Annotated in this window: 21 protein-coding genes, 1 tRNA gene and 1 pseudogene; 11 read left to right on the forward strand and 12 right to left on the reverse strand. The window is 43.2% G+C overall.

The window, feature by feature from the left end; translation table 11 throughout:
- The 5 genes and pseudogenes from B9T16_RS17030 to B9T16_RS17050 all read left to right on the forward strand — a co-directional run.
- On the forward strand, positions 1 to 532 hold a 532-nt coding region (locus tag B9T16_RS17030), incomplete at its 5' end, for a family 10 glycosylhydrolase (protein WP_410245324.1).
- Positions 533 to 936: 404 nt separating this feature from the next.
- Complete coding sequence (locus B9T16_RS17035) at positions 937 to 1,230, forward strand: GAF domain-containing protein (RefSeq protein WP_006619193.1); 294 nt, start codon at positions 937 to 939, stop codon at positions 1,228 to 1,230.
- A gap of 37 nt (positions 1,231 to 1,267) precedes the next feature.
- A complete protein-coding gene (locus B9T16_RS17040; protein WP_006619194.1) occupies positions 1,268 to 1,597 on the forward strand; it encodes a PAS domain-containing protein in 330 nt (109 codons plus the stop codon).
- 14 nt (positions 1,598 to 1,611) lie between these two features.
- Complete coding sequence (locus B9T16_RS17045; RefSeq protein WP_286131366.1) at positions 1,612 to 2,703, forward strand: PAS domain-containing protein; 1,092 nt, start codon at positions 1,612 to 1,614, stop codon at positions 2,701 to 2,703.
- 191 nt (positions 2,704 to 2,894) lie between these two features.
- Positions 2,895 to 3,434: pseudogene (locus B9T16_RS17050) on the forward strand (GGDEF domain-containing protein).
- A gap of 52 nt (positions 3,435 to 3,486) precedes the next feature.
- Here B9T16_RS17050 and ureC read toward each other — a convergent pair.
- From ureC to B9T16_RS17080, 6 genes are all read right to left on the reverse strand, one after another.
- A complete protein-coding gene (gene ureC, locus B9T16_RS17055; protein WP_410245325.1) occupies positions 3,487 to 5,205 on the reverse strand; it encodes an urease subunit alpha in 1,719 nt (572 codons plus the stop codon).
- 64 nt (positions 5,206 to 5,269) lie between these two features.
- Complete coding sequence (locus tag B9T16_RS17060) at positions 5,270 to 5,632, reverse strand: urease subunit beta (RefSeq protein ID WP_014275604.1); 363 nt, start codon at positions 5,630 to 5,632, stop codon at positions 5,270 to 5,272.
- Between the two features lie 22 nt (positions 5,633 to 5,654).
- On the reverse strand, positions 5,655 to 5,957 hold the full coding sequence (ureA, locus tag B9T16_RS17065) for an urease subunit gamma (protein WP_006619200.1): 303 nt from the start codon (positions 5,955 to 5,957) through the stop codon (positions 5,655 to 5,657).
- Between the two features lie 27 nt (positions 5,958 to 5,984).
- Entirely contained in the window at positions 5,985 to 6,827 is an 843-nt protein-coding gene (locus B9T16_RS17070) for an urease accessory protein UreD (protein ID WP_006619201.1), read from the reverse strand.
- A 103-nt stretch (positions 6,828 to 6,930) separates the two neighbouring features.
- Positions 6,931 to 7,857 (reverse strand): N-acetylmuramic acid 6-phosphate etherase, encoded by a 927-nt coding sequence (gene murQ, locus B9T16_RS17075; RefSeq protein ID WP_014275603.1) that lies wholly within the window; start codon positions 7,855 to 7,857, stop codon positions 6,931 to 6,933.
- A gap of 32 nt (positions 7,858 to 7,889) precedes the next feature.
- Positions 7,890 to 8,276, reverse strand: coding sequence for a DUF3110 domain-containing protein (locus B9T16_RS17080; protein WP_006616615.1), 387 nt, complete (start codon positions 8,274 to 8,276; stop codon positions 7,890 to 7,892).
- Positions 8,277 to 8,456: 180 nt separating this feature from the next.
- Here B9T16_RS17080 and B9T16_RS17085 point away from each other — a divergent pair, with 180 nt between their 5' ends.
- Complete coding sequence (locus B9T16_RS17085) at positions 8,457 to 9,566, forward strand: class I SAM-dependent methyltransferase (RefSeq protein ID WP_410245326.1); 1,110 nt, start codon at positions 8,457 to 8,459, stop codon at positions 9,564 to 9,566.
- A 204-nt stretch (positions 9,567 to 9,770) separates the two neighbouring features.
- Here B9T16_RS17085 and B9T16_RS17090 read toward each other — a convergent pair whose 3' ends face one another.
- Positions 9,771 to 9,947 (reverse strand): hypothetical protein, encoded by a 177-nt coding sequence (locus B9T16_RS17090; RefSeq protein WP_410245327.1) that lies wholly within the window; start codon positions 9,945 to 9,947, stop codon positions 9,771 to 9,773.
- A 124-nt stretch (positions 9,948 to 10,071) separates the two neighbouring features.
- Here B9T16_RS17090 and B9T16_RS17095 point away from each other — a divergent pair, with 124 nt between their 5' ends.
- Positions 10,072 to 10,155 (forward strand): hypothetical protein, encoded by an 84-nt coding sequence (locus B9T16_RS17095; RefSeq protein ID WP_126277583.1) that lies wholly within the window; start codon positions 10,072 to 10,074, stop codon positions 10,153 to 10,155.
- 206 nt (positions 10,156 to 10,361) lie between these two features.
- Here the strand turns inward: B9T16_RS17095 and B9T16_RS17100 are convergent, their stop codons facing one another.
- The gene (locus B9T16_RS17100; RefSeq protein WP_286133295.1) at positions 10,362 to 10,496 is read right to left on the reverse strand and encodes a hypothetical protein; all 135 of its coding nucleotides are present in this window, start codon (positions 10,494 to 10,496) and stop codon (positions 10,362 to 10,364) included.
- A gap of 36 nt (positions 10,497 to 10,532) precedes the next feature.
- Between B9T16_RS17100 and B9T16_RS17105 the strand changes: the two genes are divergently transcribed.
- Positions 10,533 to 11,348, forward strand: a complete 816-nt coding sequence (locus tag B9T16_RS17105; RefSeq protein WP_410245328.1) for a calcium-binding protein — start codon at positions 10,533 to 10,535, stop codon at positions 11,346 to 11,348.
- 49 nt (positions 11,349 to 11,397) lie between these two features.
- On the opposite strand, the gene B9T16_RS17110 is transcribed toward B9T16_RS17105, so the two are convergent.
- On the reverse strand, positions 11,398 to 11,754 hold the full coding sequence (locus B9T16_RS17110) for a hypothetical protein (protein ID WP_006616618.1): 357 nt from the start codon (positions 11,752 to 11,754) through the stop codon (positions 11,398 to 11,400).
- 79 nt (positions 11,755 to 11,833) lie between these two features.
- Here B9T16_RS17110 and B9T16_RS17115 point away from each other — a divergent pair, with 79 nt between their 5' ends.
- The 3 genes from B9T16_RS17115 to B9T16_RS17125 all read left to right on the forward strand — a co-directional run bounded on the left by B9T16_RS17115 (position 11,834) and on the right by B9T16_RS17125 (position 13,335).
- Positions 11,834 to 12,574, forward strand: a complete 741-nt coding sequence (locus B9T16_RS17115; protein ID WP_410245329.1) for a YdcF family protein — start codon at positions 11,834 to 11,836, stop codon at positions 12,572 to 12,574.
- 132 nt (positions 12,575 to 12,706) lie between these two features.
- Positions 12,707 to 12,794 (forward strand) — tRNA-Ser (locus tag B9T16_RS17120).
- Between the two features lie 376 nt (positions 12,795 to 13,170).
- On the forward strand, positions 13,171 to 13,335 hold the full coding sequence (locus B9T16_RS17125; protein ID WP_410245330.1) for a hypothetical protein: 165 nt from the start codon (positions 13,171 to 13,173) through the stop codon (positions 13,333 to 13,335).
- 339 nt (positions 13,336 to 13,674) lie between these two features.
- On the opposite strand, the gene B9T16_RS17130 is transcribed toward B9T16_RS17125, so the two are convergent.
- The 3 genes from B9T16_RS17130 to B9T16_RS17140 form a co-directional block, all read right to left on the reverse strand.
- Positions 13,675 to 13,875 (reverse strand): hypothetical protein, encoded by a 201-nt coding sequence (locus B9T16_RS17130; protein ID WP_410245331.1) that lies wholly within the window; start codon positions 13,873 to 13,875, stop codon positions 13,675 to 13,677.
- Positions 13,876 to 13,929: 54 nt separating this feature from the next.
- Positions 13,930 to 14,283 (reverse strand): hypothetical protein, encoded by a 354-nt coding sequence (locus tag B9T16_RS17135; protein ID WP_410245332.1) that lies wholly within the window; start codon positions 14,281 to 14,283, stop codon positions 13,930 to 13,932.
- Between the two features lie 11 nt (positions 14,284 to 14,294).
- On the reverse strand, positions 14,295 to 15,143 hold an 849-nt coding region (locus B9T16_RS17140), incomplete at its 5' end, for a tail fiber domain-containing protein (RefSeq protein WP_410245333.1).

Genomic DNA, 15,143 nt, shown 5'->3' on the forward strand with positions numbered 1-15,143 from the left:
TGGAGTCGATCGCACTCACCCAGGAGTTGATCATTATGTCTTGAATGTTGGCATCCCAGAGGTCGCTCAATTTTTCACTGATATTATGGTTGAATTTGTCCAAAAATACCCCCAGATTGATGCAGTCCAATGGGATGATTATTTGGGTTATCATGATGAGTTACCAGGTCAAATCGATCGCACTCCTAAATTAACTAATTTTGTCCGCAATATGATTGCACAAATGAAAGCCGCTAACCCCTCAGTTAGTTTTGATATCTGCCACCATAACCCCTATTGGGCAAAACAGTATTTTGCCGCAGACCTAGAAGCATGGGGGGTCGATCGCTTTTTTATCCAGGTTTATGCTGAAGAAAATTTTGATGATGAAATGGTCTATGTCGAAGCCTCTGATGGTATTTCCATTACCGAGAGACAATTAAATCGATTACCCGAGTTGATTGATAATCCTAACATCCCTAATATTTTGCTATTTCCTCTCTCCGGAGAACCCGAAAGACTCGCCGACAAGGTGCATGAATTTACCATTTGAATAAACTTATAAATTAGGTTAATTATCATCATTTCCTCCTGTGGCTTCCCTGCTTCTATTCTACAGTTAAATTATCTCGGGTTGATTTTTTGGTCAATTTTTTTAAAAAATAGCCCGCCGAAATCGGCCAGAGGGGTTGACAGGCGGCGGCGATTAGTGATATCATATTTACATAATCTTAAATAATGCTTATTATTGCAAAAAAATAATTTAGTGCATATCTGTATTATATAATATGATAGCATCAGCCGCTAAAAAAAGCAAGTATCGCCTGAGGGAGGAGGGATTTTAATTTTTGGAGGTAATCAGTTAAAATTATTACAAATATTAAAATTATTGCCATGATTGCCATTGTATAGACTTTTTTTCGATCAGGTCAGCCCTCAAGGCATTTGCTAATACAGATGAATAATCAACCCTTGAGAGATTTAAATAGTAAATGGGCCGACCAGGTAAAGAATGGTTGTCAGGAACTGCGCGACAGCGACGAAATCAGACAGACTTGGGATCATATCATCGCGACTATGGCCCTGCGGATTCGGCGATCGCTGAAACTCAAGGAAATTCTACAGACAACAGCCGATGAAGTGCAAAGATTACTGAAATGTGATCGCGTTTTATTGTACGAAATCGACTTGCATGGGAATGGTGGCATTGTGGTAGAGGCGGTAGAGGATGAGAGGTGGTCCTTAGAATGAACCATGCACCTTGTAAGATGGGCCCTATCTTTGGTTAGTGGCGATCGGTTCGATCGCCCTAGAAGCAGGTCAAATTGGGACTTGGGATTGGGATCTCAAAGATACGGTAAACTGGGATCAGCGGATGTATGAGATTTTTGGGTTGCAAGGTTGGCAGGGTAAAGCAGTTTATCAAGACTGGGCTAATCTAGTCCATCGAGATGATATTACCGAGGTTGAAAAGGCTATGGAAGCAGCCATAGCCAAAGATAATTTTTTTAATATAGAATTTCGTATTGTTAGACCCGATGGAATCAAGCGTTGGTTGCGAGGGGCAACCATAGTCCAGCACCATAGTGACGGTACCCGGAGCGATGACGGGGATTAATTACGATATTACCGATCGCAAACAGGCGCTCATTAGCCCTCAAATACAGTGAAGCCAAATATCGCACCATTATTGAAACCACCCAGGAGGGAGTGTGGGTTTTAGATAAGACAGATAACACCAGCTTTGTCAATCAGCAAATGGCAAAAATGCTAGGCTATTCTGTCACGGATATGCTGGGAATGTCTTTCCTAGATTTGATCGACACAGAAGGATCTTCGATGGCTGAAATTTATCTAAACCAGCGTCATCAGGGTATAATGGGTCAACATCGCGCCAAGCTGTGCCACCGTGATGGTAAAGTGGTCTGGGCTTTGGTTTCTGCTACACCTTTGTTTGATGATCTGGGGCAATATGACGGCTGCATTAAACTGGTGACAGATATCACCCACATGGTGGAAATACAGGAGGCTTTACAAACTTCTGAGGCGCAGTTGGCTAGTGTATTAAATAGTTCCCTTGATGGGATTATGGCTTTTCGTTCTCTGCGGGATGAGACTGGGGAAATAGTGGATTTTATCTGGTTGTTGACTAATCCCACGGCTGGCAAATTGGTGGGGCGATCGCCTCAAAAATTAATCGGTAAACAATTATTAGAAGAAATGCCGGGAAATAAAACTGATGGTTTATTTGATGCATTAGTCCAAGTGGTGGAGTCCGGCGAACCTTTCCAGTATGAGTTTCATTATCAACATGATGGCATTGACTGTTGGTTTGAAAATGTGGCGGTTAAATTGGGGGATGGTTTTGCGGTCACTTTCCGGGACGTGACCCGAACTAAACAGTCAGAAAAGGCTCTCCAACAAGTTAATCAAGAGTTGGAACAAAGGTTAGATGATCTCAAGCAGCGTCACCAAGAGATGGTGATTTTGGGTGAAATTAACGAATTTTTGCAGGCTTGTAACAATGTCGATGAGGCTTATGAGGCGATCGCCCGCCCAGTCGCACCTTGCTCTTCCCTGAGTGTTCGGGTGGTCTGTTTAGAACCTGTAGTTCCCGCAACCGGGTTGAAAATGTGGCTCGGTGGGGGTCTGATTTGCATTCAGCAGTTGATTTTGACCCTAAGCATTGTTGGGGACTGCGCCGGGGTCGTCCCTATGAAGTAGGAAATCAACGCTCAGGTCCTCGGTGTCAGTATATCCAAAACACTACAGAATTGGCGGTTACCCTTTGTATTCCCATGGTAGCTCAGGGGGAAACTTTGGGATGATTTTATCTAGCTACCAAAACCGCCACGGCTTGATCTGAACCAAAACAGCAATTAGCCCGCACTGTATCGGAACAGTTAAGTTTAGCGATCGCTAATTTAAACCTCCGAGAAACCCTCCAAAATCAGAGTATCCGAGATCCATTAACTGGATTATTTAACCGCCGCTATTTGGAAGAATCCTTTAATCAAGAGATTCTCCGCGCCCAACGTCAACAGCACCCCATTGGTGTGATCATGCTAGATATAGACCATTTTAAGCAGTTTAACGACACCTTTGGTCATTATGCAGGGGATTATGTCTTACGGGTGGTTGCTGAAGTATTGAAAAACAGTGTGCGCGGTTCAGATATTGCTTGTCGCTATGGCGGCGAGGAAATGACTCTAATTATGCCATAATTGTCTTTACCCGCTATCTGCGATCGGGCTGAAGCTATCCGCACTGCTATTAGCCAACTGCGTCTCAACCATAACGGTCAAAATTTAAACACCCTCACCGCCTCTATAGGAGTTGCTTGTTTTCCTCAACATGGAACTACCCCCATGGCTGTAATCAAGGCGGCTGATGGGGCTTTATATCGCCCTAAGGCTAACGGACGTAACTGTGCGATCGTTGCCACCTTATCTTAATTTATTCTACCTGCTTCTGGGAGAGTTTGTCAACCTTGCCTAAAGGGTGAAGTTAGAATAAGAAATAGCGCTGCGCCATGGGTAAAACTGTGGCGGGTTCACAGGTTAGCAGTTCCCCGTCTGCCGTGACTTCGTAGGTTTCTGGGTCTACTTCTATATGGGGTAAACTATCGTTTAATTTCATGTCTAATTTACTCAAATGGCGGGTATTATATACCGGAACTGTCGCTTTTTTTAAACCCAGTTTTTGCATGGTTTGACCCTCCAAAGAAGCCTGGGAAACAAAGGTTAATGATGTGGCAGATATCGCCCCTCCGAAACTTGCAAACATCGGACGCATATAAACCGGTTGGGGTGTGGGAATACTAGCGTTGGGGTCTCCCATTTGCGACCAGGCGATCGCCCCCCCTTTAATCACGATTTCCGGTTTAACTCCAAAAAATGCCGGTTTCCATAGACATAAATCTGCTAATTTACCCTCTTCAACCGAACCGACATAATCATTAATTCCATGGGCAATAGCAGGATTAATGGTATACTTAGCAATATAGCGTTTAGCCCGGAAATTATCATGGGTTTCTGCCGCATTTTCTGGGGATGATAATAACCCCCTTTGTACCTTCATTTTATGGGCGGTTTGCCAGGTGCGGATAATCGTTTCTCCTACCCTTCCCATAGCTTGGGAGTCCGAGGCTATCATACTAAATGCGCCGAGGTCGTGGAGGATATCTTCGGCGGCGATGGTTTCCCGACGTATGCGGGACTCAGCAAAGGCAACATCTTCGGGAATATGGCGATCGAGATGGTGACATACCATCAACATATCTAAATGTTCTTCTAGGGTATTTGCCGTATAGGGACGGGTGGGGTTAGTGGAGGAAGGCAGCACATTTTTATAACTACAAACTTTGATAATATCTGGCGCATGACCACCCCCCGCGCCTTCCGTGTGGTAGGTGTGAATTACCCGGTCTTTAAACGCGGCTATGGTATTCTCTACAAACCCCGCCTCATTGAGAGTATCTGTGTGAATAGCTACTTGGATATCATATTTATCAGCAACTGTTAAACAAACATCGATCGCCGCTGGTGTAGTTCCCCAATCTTCATGAAGTTTTAAACCCATAGCCCCCGCCATTACCTGTTCAACTAAGCCTTGAGGTTGGGCGCTGTTTCCCTTCCCTAAAAATCCTAAATTCATCGGGAAGGCTTCCGCCGCCTGTAGCATTCGATGAATATTCCATGCTCCCGGAGTGCAGGTAGTGGCATTTGTTCCCGTGGCGGGTCCGGTGCCACCTCCTAACATAGTGGTAATTCCAGAGGCGATCGCCGTTTCAATTTGCTGGGGACAAATAAAGTGAATATGGCTATCAATTCCACCAGCCGTTAGGATTTTACCTTCTCCCGCAATAGCCTCCGTAGACGGACCAATAATAATATCAACGTTGTCTTGAATATAGGGATTTCCCGCTTTACCAATTTTACAGATTTTACCGTCTTTAATACCCACATCAGCTTTAATAATTCCCCACCAGTCTAAAATTAGGGCATTAGTAATTACCACATCAACCGCCCCATCTTCCCTAGAAATGGGAGATTGTCCCATACCATCTCGAATTACTTTACCCCCTCCAAATTTGACCTCATCTCCGTAAGTAGTTAGGTCTCTTTCTACTTCTATAAATAGTTCTGTATCCGCTAATCTAATGCGATCGCCTACCGTTGGTCCGAAGGTTTCCGCGTAGGCTTGTCTATCCATGCTATAACTCATTTTTGGCTCCTAATTAATCACAATATAGCTATTTTTAAGCTGGCGGCGGGTTAACTCCCCAGATTTACTTAGGCTTTTTTTTGGACTTATCTTTTTTGCGTTTTTCCCGCTTAACTTCTGGTGATAATGTGCCATTAATTAACCCATTAAAACCGTAAACTTCACCACTTCCGGCTAGAGTCACTAATTCGACTTCTCGCTGGTCTCCTGGTTCAAATCTGATGGCTGTACCAGCGGGGATATTTAAGCGCATTCCCCTAGCTGTTTCTCTGGCAAATTCTAAGGCGGGATTGACTTCGTAAAAGTGAAAATGAGAACCGACTTGGATGGGGCGATCGCCTGTATTTGCCACATTGATTTTGACAGTTTCGCGACCCGAATTAAGTTCGATTTCTCCTGGTTTAACGATTATTTCTCCGGGAATCATAGTTAATTAAATAGTGATTGTTTTACTGGATAGGATTATGAACTGTTACCAACTTCGTACCATCGGGAAATGTCGCTTCTACCTGTACCTCGTCCACCATTTCCGCTACCCCTTCCATAACATCATCCTTAGTTAAAAGAGTCGTTCCATAACTCATTAAATCCGCCACAGTGCGACCATCTCGCGCCCCTTCTAAAATGGCAGCAGATAGGTAAGCGACAGCTTCGGGATAGTTCAATTTAACTCCCCTGGCTTTACGGCGCTCCGCTACTAAGGCGGCAGTAAAAATTAGCAATTTGTCTTTTTCTTGGGGTGATAGTTGCATCCACAACTCCTTAAATTCGTGAAATTATTAAACGTTCCACACTCGCGGTTTAGTGATGTTTTTTCCTGATAAATTGGGGCGTAATAACTGCCAAATTTGGGTAAACCAGGCGATCGCCTCTTGGCTAGACGGACCACGATAACGACACAATAACCCTGATAACAGTTGAGTCGCCCCGGCTTCTCCTTCGCTTTGGTGTTCACCCCACAGCATTCTAACATGGTTTAGGGTCTCTTTGGAAACAGGTTCACCCACCCAGGTGAGGGTAGCAACTACAGGCCATCCTCCTAAGCCGTGGGGACTCTCTAAAATGGTTTCACCCCCAGGAAGCCATTGTCTATCTATCCATAGTGGTTTCTCATTTTGCCATATTTCCGTGTGCGATCGCCACTCTCCCTGTCCAAAATTTTCCCCCCTGGCTGAACGACCAAACCGGGTAATTTCCCATCCTAACCAGGTCGCTTCTGGGGCTAATTCTACCCGTAAATCTTGACGATAAATAGCACCATTAAAAATGATGGTTTCCCGTGGTAAATATTCCAAATAAGCGCCTTTTTCTAGTTTAATCTTAACATTTTGGCTGGCAGTTTTTCCCGTGCTACGATAAACTCTACTCGCCGCCGCCGTAGTTAATAAAACTTTCGTATCCGCTTGTAAATGCAGGTTTTGGGAAAGGCGATCGCCCCCCACCATTCCCCCGGCGGTATGTAATGCTACACTATGGCAAATTTCCTCACCTGGCGGATAAAAAGGGCGTTGGATTTTATAGGGGGCCGTGGTATACTTATCAACTACTTGGGTAATGCCATGATTTTGGGAATATGTCAGGTTAAGAATACCATGCCATTCTGACGGGTTACAGTCACTCATTAATTGATAATTGATAATTGATAACTAACTCCCTCTGGGGTTAGGCGGTGAGGGAGTGACGAAAACCTGAGAGTGGGGATTAGATAGTTGACTGCATAATTATTCACAATGATGATGATTTTTGATGCTTTAACACCGCATCTCTCAATTGTCCTTGACATTCATCAAGCAGTTGAATTCCCCCTTCCGCATCCAAATCAGTCCAATACATTAATAGGGCTAATTTCACCGATTTATTACTGCGTTCTAATAATTCGGCTGCTTGTTGGCGAGTCATACCTGTTAAATCAATTAAAATACGCATCGCCCGATCGCGTAATTTATTATTCGTCACCGCCACATCAACCATGCGATTACCGTAGACTTTTCCTAGCCTAACCATCACACTGGTTGAGATAATATTTAATGCCATTTTGGTCACAGTTCCCGCTTTTAGGCGAGTGGAACCCGCCAGGATTTCTGGACCTACTAAAAGGCGGATATCCACATCAGCATCAAACGTCACTTGTTCCCTGGGAACACAAGCCATAAATATGGTTTTTGCCCCTCGGCTTTTAGCTGCTTGTAGCGCCCCATGAACGTAGGGAGTTGTGCCGCCCGCCGTAATTCCTAGGACGATATCTAACTCCGTGATTTGGCGGTGGGCGATCGCTTTTTCCCCATCCGTGACCCTATCTTCTAATTCCTCCGAACTACGAATTAAAGCCCCTGCGCCCCCCGCAATAATCCCCTGTACCAATTCCGGGGGACTACAGAAGGTGGGCGGACATTCAGCCGCATCTAACACCCCTAAACGGCCACTGGTACCCGCCCCCACGTAAAATAACCTCCCCCCTTTTTTTAGGGCTTGTGTAGTTAGGTCAATGGCTTGGGCCAGAGATTCGCGCGCATGGGCGATCGCCAGTAAAGTTCTAGCATCCTCGCGGTTAAACAAATCCACTAATTCCAAGGAAGTCAGGCGATCGAGGTTTTCACTACTCGCATTAGCCTGTTCCGTCAATAAATGGCCCCGCGTTTCCAAATTAGTCATTTTTTGCTGTTCGTCCTTCACAAGTGATCAGGCTAAAGTAAACCTTCTAGGCGACGGCGAATGCTGTCGAGTTCGTCTGATGGAAATTCTGAGGATTCCTCTGAGTCCCTTTCGTCTTGGGTTTTGCCTTGTTTTTCCCACTCAAACTCCTCCACATTATTTTCTGGAGGAATTGCTAAAGCCCCAGACGGAATCAACTCCCAATCATAATCTACACTGCGACAGAATTCTTTGATTTCATCATCATCAATTGCCTCAATACAGGGACTGGGGAAATCTTGGGCTTCCAACAAACCACCAAAGCGGAGGGCATCGTCTTCCTCCTCAAACATTAACACCTTATTGCGATCGCCCATCTGAATTGTATGGATTCCCTCATTATCAGTCCCGGCATTGAACAGCAAGACATAGACTTTCATGATCTTGAATCGGGTTGTTAACAACAGCTTTATCTTATCTTACAACCTCCGATCACCTTTTCTCTCAACTCCACCAGATGATCGCCATTCCAGACCCGCCCCCTTCCGGTTGAGATGTGCTAACCAGTCTGCTAGACTGTCTCCACCAGCTAAATATCACAAATCGGAAGATTATCTTGCATGAATTATACCACATCCGGTGCAGAAATGCCAGCAATTAAAACATTTGTTAACAATCAAGTTAAGTTTCCTGAACGCTTTAATGGAACCATTGACAATCAGGATGAAATGTATTTATTTGCCCTCCAAAATCAAGGCTTTCCTGAACGCGCGATCATTCGTTATTATAGCAATGGTATTCGCATATTTGATGCTGTAAAACAGGTGGTTAATTGGCATTTTGGCGGTTTTAATAAGATTAGTGCATTTTTAGACTTTGCTAGTGGCTATGGACGTTCTACCAGGTTTTTTGTGCAAGAAATACCCTCAGATAAAGTCTGGATTTCTGATATTTATGCCGAGGGGGTAAAGTTTCAGGTTGAACAGTTTGGGGTCAATGGTATTGTGTCTACTTCTCAGCCAAAAGACTATCTTTGTAATCAGAGTTTTGACTGTATTTTGGCTTGTTCTTTTTTTAGCCATCTCCCCAAAGCTACTTTTTCCCATTGGTTGAGGGTGTTATATGGCTTACTTAATCCCAATGGTTTATTATTGTTTAGCGTCCATGACCGCAGTTTATTACCATCTCATTTAATGATTGATGATTCCGAGTTATTATTTTGTCTGAATAGTGAAAGCAGAACTTTGGACTTGGGGGAATATGGAACCAGTTATGTCGGCGAAAATTTTGTCGCTAATACCATGGCTGATATTTCCGAACATCAGGCTGTTTATCATCGCATACCCCAGGGAATTTGTCGGTATCAAGACCTATATATTTTGGCGAAAAATCCGACCATGACTTGGGAGAATTTTCGATATTATCATCATCCTATCGGAAAAATTGAACAGTGTAATCTTACCGCTGATGGCGTTTTGGAATTGGGGGGTTGGGTTTCCGAAATTAACCCCCGTGGTCAGGTTTCCGAAATTTTGGTTTATCAAAATACTCTCTTGGTTTATCGGGAAACAATTACCGGGGAAAATAACCCGGAGATAAAATGGCATTTTGTCTGCAAGTTAAACCAGGTGAATTTTGATGATATTATTATGGTGAAAACCATCAATAATTTTGGGTTAGAATGGGTGTTTGATTGTGCGCCGCTAGAGTTTTGGTTGAGGGGGAACTAATTGCTATGATGAAAATCACACAGTCTCCAGTTTTAATTATTACCGAAATCCATAAATATGGGACTTTTTGGCATTCCTCAAAGAAGTAATGATGCCTTGTGGCGATCGATAAAATACCATTAGGCACTAATGTGATTCTGCCAACACTTGGAAAAGGACAAGGCCTTGCCTACTAAGCGAGACACTCCTTGCCTCAAGGTATTGTTAAACCCCCTTTTTTTTGCGCCTTACCTGGACTTGGCGGCGTACAGAGACATATTTCTGATTAACGTAGTTTGGCAGCCAGGGTTCAGGCACTTGGACGGTTCCTGCTATTCCAGCCTGGGGAATTCCCTCAGTCCGCAAACGGTCAATCAGAGACCGTGTTCCTTGGTGAATCACTTTTTTGGTGGGGTTTTCAACAAACTGTGGTCTACAATCACGACACTTGAACCGTGGTTAGCCGCTTTTGAATCTGTCTTCAACTTTGGTACATACCTAATACTAGCACCGAGATGATGATACCATTTACGGAGGTCAAGGTAATGACTCTCTCGTGGGTGAAACAGGTAGCGACCTGTTATTGGGTGATAGGGGGGATGATACTTAATGGGTATTAGCGATCGAGTTCCTGGTTATACATTAATTGATCACTTTGCTCTGGATGAGGATATCATCCAGTTAACGGACTTCCGAGGAACTTTTCGACTCTAACTTTCCCCCGAACAATTACCCCCCGGTACAGCAATTGTCGGCCAAAATCGCCAAGGAGATTTTGACTTAATTGCCCTAGTCAAGGACGTTTTCTGCTTTGATTTAGAGGAAAATTATTTTATATTTTCTTAATAAATCGCCAGAATGTTCATGTTGTACAAGTAAATGACCATGCCGACCCAAATATCGGATTTTTAGCCAGGTTTCCTGAGCTAAAATCAGGGTAGCAGAAAACATAGTCCAAGTCCGAGTTGTTGTTTATTTTTTATACCCATGGAAGACCTAATTCAAAATCTAACCAATACCGAAACCCCGTCAACCCCGTCAACCCCTGTACCTCCCCGTGTATCGACAGATGAGATAGATACCTTATTTGGTGGTCCTGGCAATAATGTTTTCCTGCTTCAGAATCATTTTGATCAATTGCCTCCCCTGAGTCCAGCCACGACTCAAATTGGTACTAACGACGACGATGAGTTATTTGGGACCAATGGGAATGATGTCATCCTAGGTCGCGGCGGTAATGATACCATTTACGGATTTATGGGTGATGATTTCATAGATGGTCAAGGGGGAGATGACCTGATTTATGGCGGTCAGGGTAATGATATCTTATCAGGGGCTGAAGGTAGAGATACCATATTCGGCGATATCGGTGATGATATCATTTACGGTGGCGCAGATGACGACCTGCTATTTGGCAACCAGGGCAATGATACAATTTATGGTGACGGCGGTAATGATACCATCTATGGCGGTCAGGGAGACGACTACCTAGTGGGCGGTAGTGGTAATGATCTGTTATTTGGTGACCAAGGAAATGATACCCTAGTGGGAATAAGTCGCGCCGGAAGAGGTTACACCCTGATCGGTGATTTTGACCCAGAGAAAGATACGGTGATGTTACGGGGACGCAGAGAAAATCATGAATTAGTTCCATCCCAGGAGCTATCTGTTGCTACCAATGTTAGTCTACCAGAAGGAACGGCAATTATTCAGACCACCCTAGATGGTACTCAGCAACTGTTAGCGGTTGTTCAGGATAATTTCTTTTTGGATATTGACGCGAGTTATTTCGACTTCTTATGACGGTTTCAGGGCGCTAATGATTAGTCATAGCGCCCTTACCATCATCCCCTTAATTATTTTCCAGTTTCGCACTACAGGTTAAAGCTACATCCACCAATTCATCTGGGGCTTGTCCAGTTTCCTGAAGTTGCTGTAGGATGTCCACAAACTCCTCAATCGAAAATCGATCTTGATACTCAAAAATGGTACACTGACAGATAGTTTGCGCTTGTTGGGGGGTTAGCCCTGACCTCTGCGATCGCTCACGACAATTGCTCACATAATTGCTGACAAACTCTTGAGGATAAGCATTCCTGGGTTGTTGTTGGTAACTAGGAGATTCAGCAGCAGCCATCGTACAGACAGTCACCGTGAAACTTAGGGAACCTAAGAAAAAAAATTGTTGCCAAATTTTGGGTATGCTCATGCTATTAATTGGATTCCGTATCAGCCGGCGGAAGTCTCCACAACTTGACATTATAGCAGTAGGATTTGGGAAGCCTTAGATGAGTAAGCCTCAGAACACCCCCAGGTTGATTAGACAAGGCGCGCGCCGCCGAGTCAAAATTTTGCTCATAGCAGCGTGCGCCTTAATGTTATTCATGAGTCTAGGACTGGTCAATCACCTGTTAATAATGCGATCGTCCGCTAGAGAACCCGTTGATACCTTCTTAGTATTGGGGGGAAGTATCCGCCGAGAAATCTATGTTTCCCAACTAGCCACAGAATATCCACAAATCCCCATTATCATTTCTAAAGGTTCCGACGACCCCTGCATTGTCAAGCTATTTGAGCGTAACAAAGCCCCCAGCCAAGGAGTTTGGTTAGAAAAATGTGCCAACTCCACCTTCGGGAATTATATGTTTAGTCAACCCTTACTCACCCAATGGGGTGCGCGCCATGTAAAAATCCTCACCTCAGATACCCACCTTCCCAGGGCCCAATGGATGGCTAAAATCATGTTAGGAGCCCATGGGATTTGGCCAGAAATGGAATTAGTAGAAGAATCCGGGATACCCGGGAACACAGAATCTCTGCTCAAAACCATATTAGACCTCAGCAGAGCCATCCTTTGGGCTTTTTTTTTAGCCAGATCTGGCAACCGAGTTGTTCTGATGTTGTTCACCTTCGAGAAGTCGATATGGCTTCCTGGTGTGAAAATGGTTTTACCTGCGAGTATCAGGGGGGAGTTGATCCCGAATCCCTATGCAATTAGAAAATCAGCAGAAGTAACCGCCGATCTCTAAAATGGAGTCCAACCAGTTCGCAGCATTAGAGTGGGGTGCTTTTCTGTGTCTGTTGGCCAACCAAGACCTACAGCTTTTTTGTTGAAATTTCCCTGGGAAATGCTATAATGATTAATGAGCTTGGAAATGCCTGGAGAGGTGGCAGAGATGGTCGATTGCGACGGACTCGAAATTCGTTAGGGGTGCAAGCTTCTCGTGGGTTCGAATCCCACCCTCTCCGATTAACTTAAACCCTTATCATTATTGCGATAGGAGGAAATTAACTAACCCGTTAGTCGTACCGTTACATTCAATATGCACTCCATTGAGTCTTAGCACACGGGACGATTAGTGCATATCCCTTAGTAACAAATCTTAATTATTGACGGGTTAATCAATAAGCACAACTTAATCAATCTGTCAAATGCCTACTATCTCCCCCTAACCAAACACCGATAGGGTACTTCCCTAGCGATACCCGTCAACAGCAAGCCTAGCGGTTCCTAGCGTCACTGTTGACTGTTATCGCAACGGTCAGTTCCCTTAATATGTCTGTTTCGGTTAGGGGGAGGATATGGCTCAAAAACAACCCATAGGGGGAACCCACTAGGTTATCAATGTACAACGATACCCCTATCAATGTACAAAGATATCAGACCGCCTACCTGGTTCCCTGTGGTAGTCAGATTATTGGTGAAATCTTGAGGAGCCTACTCGCTACCAACAAAATGCGATCGCATTATCTAAACTATCTCCTACCGGAACCAACCCGATACCCCTAAACAACTTTTCAACTGGTGACTTGTTTCGTCATCTCTCGCTGATACCTACATAATTCTAGAGAATTGATTCCCCATCGAAACCGATACCTACATACCGCTAGACAAGTCTCCAATTTATAGGGGTACTGAGTTCCGCACGGGATGATTACCCCTAATAGACGGGTTAAGGTTTTGGCTTAGGGTGTTTATTGTGGGTAAACTAGGGGGGTAAGCATTCATATAAATTTTTAGTAGGCCTACTGCAACAGGCCTACTGGCAAAAAATACATAGACACCCCCTACAGTCAGAAACCATAGGGGGCCATTTAAGTGATTGGGGTAGGTGTTATCTGTTAGCTGTTAGGGTTTACGCCAACCATCATCATCAATATCATCTCTGTTGATTGGGAGATGGGGTGATTGCTTTTTATCTTCTAACTGTTTTTTACAAACTGTTGATGGTATAAAATCATTAACATATCTAATCAAATAATTTAGGCTATTTTGGATACCGTCTAACCTATTCTCAATAAGTAAGTTTCCTGTATGCGTAATGAACATACTGATAATAATCGCGACAATAATTAATCCTAGTTCAACTATTATTAAGTTCATTTATATTAATTTCCAAAAATGAAGTGTAAACCATTTAATCCTTTCTAGTGGAGAAAATGAAGCGTAAAAATTGCTGTACGGCGGTGATTCAATTATTTGATATTCATGCCATATAGTCTCTTTTTTAACCATCATATTCTGCTTCACATCATTGTAGGCATAGAATTTAAGCCACCCTGCCATTTTCCAGTACACGGGTACACTTTCAGCGTCAAATAATATCCTAACAAATTTACTGCCAGAAATGTCAGGTAATTTTTTAGTACCGTGTAGAGTACTATCATCTTCTATCCTAAAATTAAATTCATAAACCTTAAACCAGTTACTCTCTGATATATTAAGCGCATTAGGCATTATCTGTTAATTTATTGTTGAGTGTTTAGCATATTTTCCAATTTGTCGATTTTTTCTGATAATTCCTGAATTGCCGTAATCACTAATGGTATYAGTTTRTCATACATRATTGTTAARTAATCTATTTTTTTGTCGTCAACTTCAGGGCTATCTGTATGGTCATTTTCAACCACTTCAACTGCGTTAGGGTATATATTTTGTACTTCTTGAGCAATTAAACCAAATTGTTCTGTACTTGGATTAAAGCCATGAAATGCTGCAAGTTCATTATACTTAAACCACGTGACTGTCAATGCGTTAATTTCGCTTAACCCTATAGTTGGTTTTGATAAAATTGTTTTGAATTTAATATCAGAGCTACCTTTAACGTAGTCTCCATTATCGTTAATATAAGATACATTTGTGCCTCCTACTCTAAATCTAGTATGTACTCCAGATGATGAAAGAGTTGAGCTCTTTGTAAAATATGTCTGTCCGTTGTATACTTGTATTGAACATCTATCGTTAGGAACAGCTCGCCAATCGCTTTGATGAAAATTAATACCATGATATATAAATACTCTAGGATTAGCATCTGCTTCTAATTCCATAGAATAATTCCCTTGATGAGAAAACGCCCAGCTATTTGCTCCAACTCTACTATTTAGTACTAAATTTGCCGAACCAGCACTAGAGCCTATCCGGCGGATGTCAAACCCCCTCCAAACATTAAAATCAATAAGCATATTTCCATCAGGAAAACTTTCATTAGTTGCAAAAGTTACTGGATTATTTGTTATGTTAAATGTTTTAATTCCTGTTAAAGTTTGATTACCTGTAGTTCTAACCACAGTTGAATCTACATCAATTGTTCTATTAGC

The sequence above is a fragment of the Arthrospira sp. PCC 8006 genome (assembly GCF_046480465.1).
GTDB lineage: Bacteria > Cyanobacteriota > Cyanobacteriia > Cyanobacteriales > Microcoleaceae > Limnospira > Limnospira platensis.

Coding starts and splice junctions, on each gene's coding strand:
- murQ (WP_014275603.1), bottom strand. CDS start 7,857: ATGACTAATTTGGAAACGCGGGGCCATTTATTGACGGAACAGGCTAAT.
- B9T16_RS17060 (WP_014275604.1), bottom strand. CDS start 5,632: ATGATTCCCGGAGAAATAATCGTTAAACCAGGAGAAATCGAACTTAAT.
- ureA (WP_006619200.1), bottom strand. CDS start 5,957: ATGCAACTATCACCCCAAGAAAAAGACAAATTGCTAATTTTTACTGCC.
- ureC (WP_410245325.1), bottom strand. CDS start 5,205: ATGAGTTATAGCATGGATAGACAAGCCTACGCGGAAACCTTCGGACCA.
- B9T16_RS17105 (WP_410245328.1), top strand. CDS start 10,533: ATGGAAGACCTAATTCAAAATCTAACCAATACCGAAACCCCGTCAACC.
- B9T16_RS17070 (WP_006619201.1), bottom strand. CDS start 6,827: ATGAGTGACTGTAACCCGTCAGAATGGCATGGTATTCTTAACCTGACA.
- B9T16_RS17135 (WP_410245332.1), bottom strand. CDS start 14,283: ATGCCTAATGCGCTTAATATATCAGAGAGTAACTGGTTTAAGGTTTAT.
- B9T16_RS17110 (WP_006616618.1), bottom strand. CDS start 11,754: ATGAGCATACCCAAAATTTGGCAACAATTTTTTTTCTTAGGTTCCCTA.
- B9T16_RS17035 (WP_006619193.1), top strand. CDS start 937: ATGAATAATCAACCCTTGAGAGATTTAAATAGTAAATGGGCCGACCAG.
- B9T16_RS17085 (WP_410245326.1), top strand. CDS start 8,457: ATGAATTATACCACATCCGGTGCAGAAATGCCAGCAATTAAAACATTT.
- B9T16_RS17115 (WP_410245329.1), top strand. CDS start 11,834: ATGAGTAAGCCTCAGAACACCCCCAGGTTGATTAGACAAGGCGCGCGC.
- B9T16_RS17080 (WP_006616615.1), bottom strand. CDS start 8,276: ATGAAAGTCTATGTCTTGCTGTTCAATGCCGGGACTGATAATGAGGGA.
- B9T16_RS17130 (WP_410245331.1), bottom strand. CDS start 13,875: ATGTTCATTACGCATACAGGAAACTTACTTATTGAGAATAGGTTAGAC.
- B9T16_RS17125 (WP_410245330.1), top strand. CDS start 13,171: ATGTACAACGATACCCCTATCAATGTACAAAGATATCAGACCGCCTAC.
- B9T16_RS17100 (WP_286133295.1), bottom strand. CDS start 10,496: ATGTTTTCTGCTACCCTGATTTTAGCTCAGGAAACCTGGCTAAAAATC.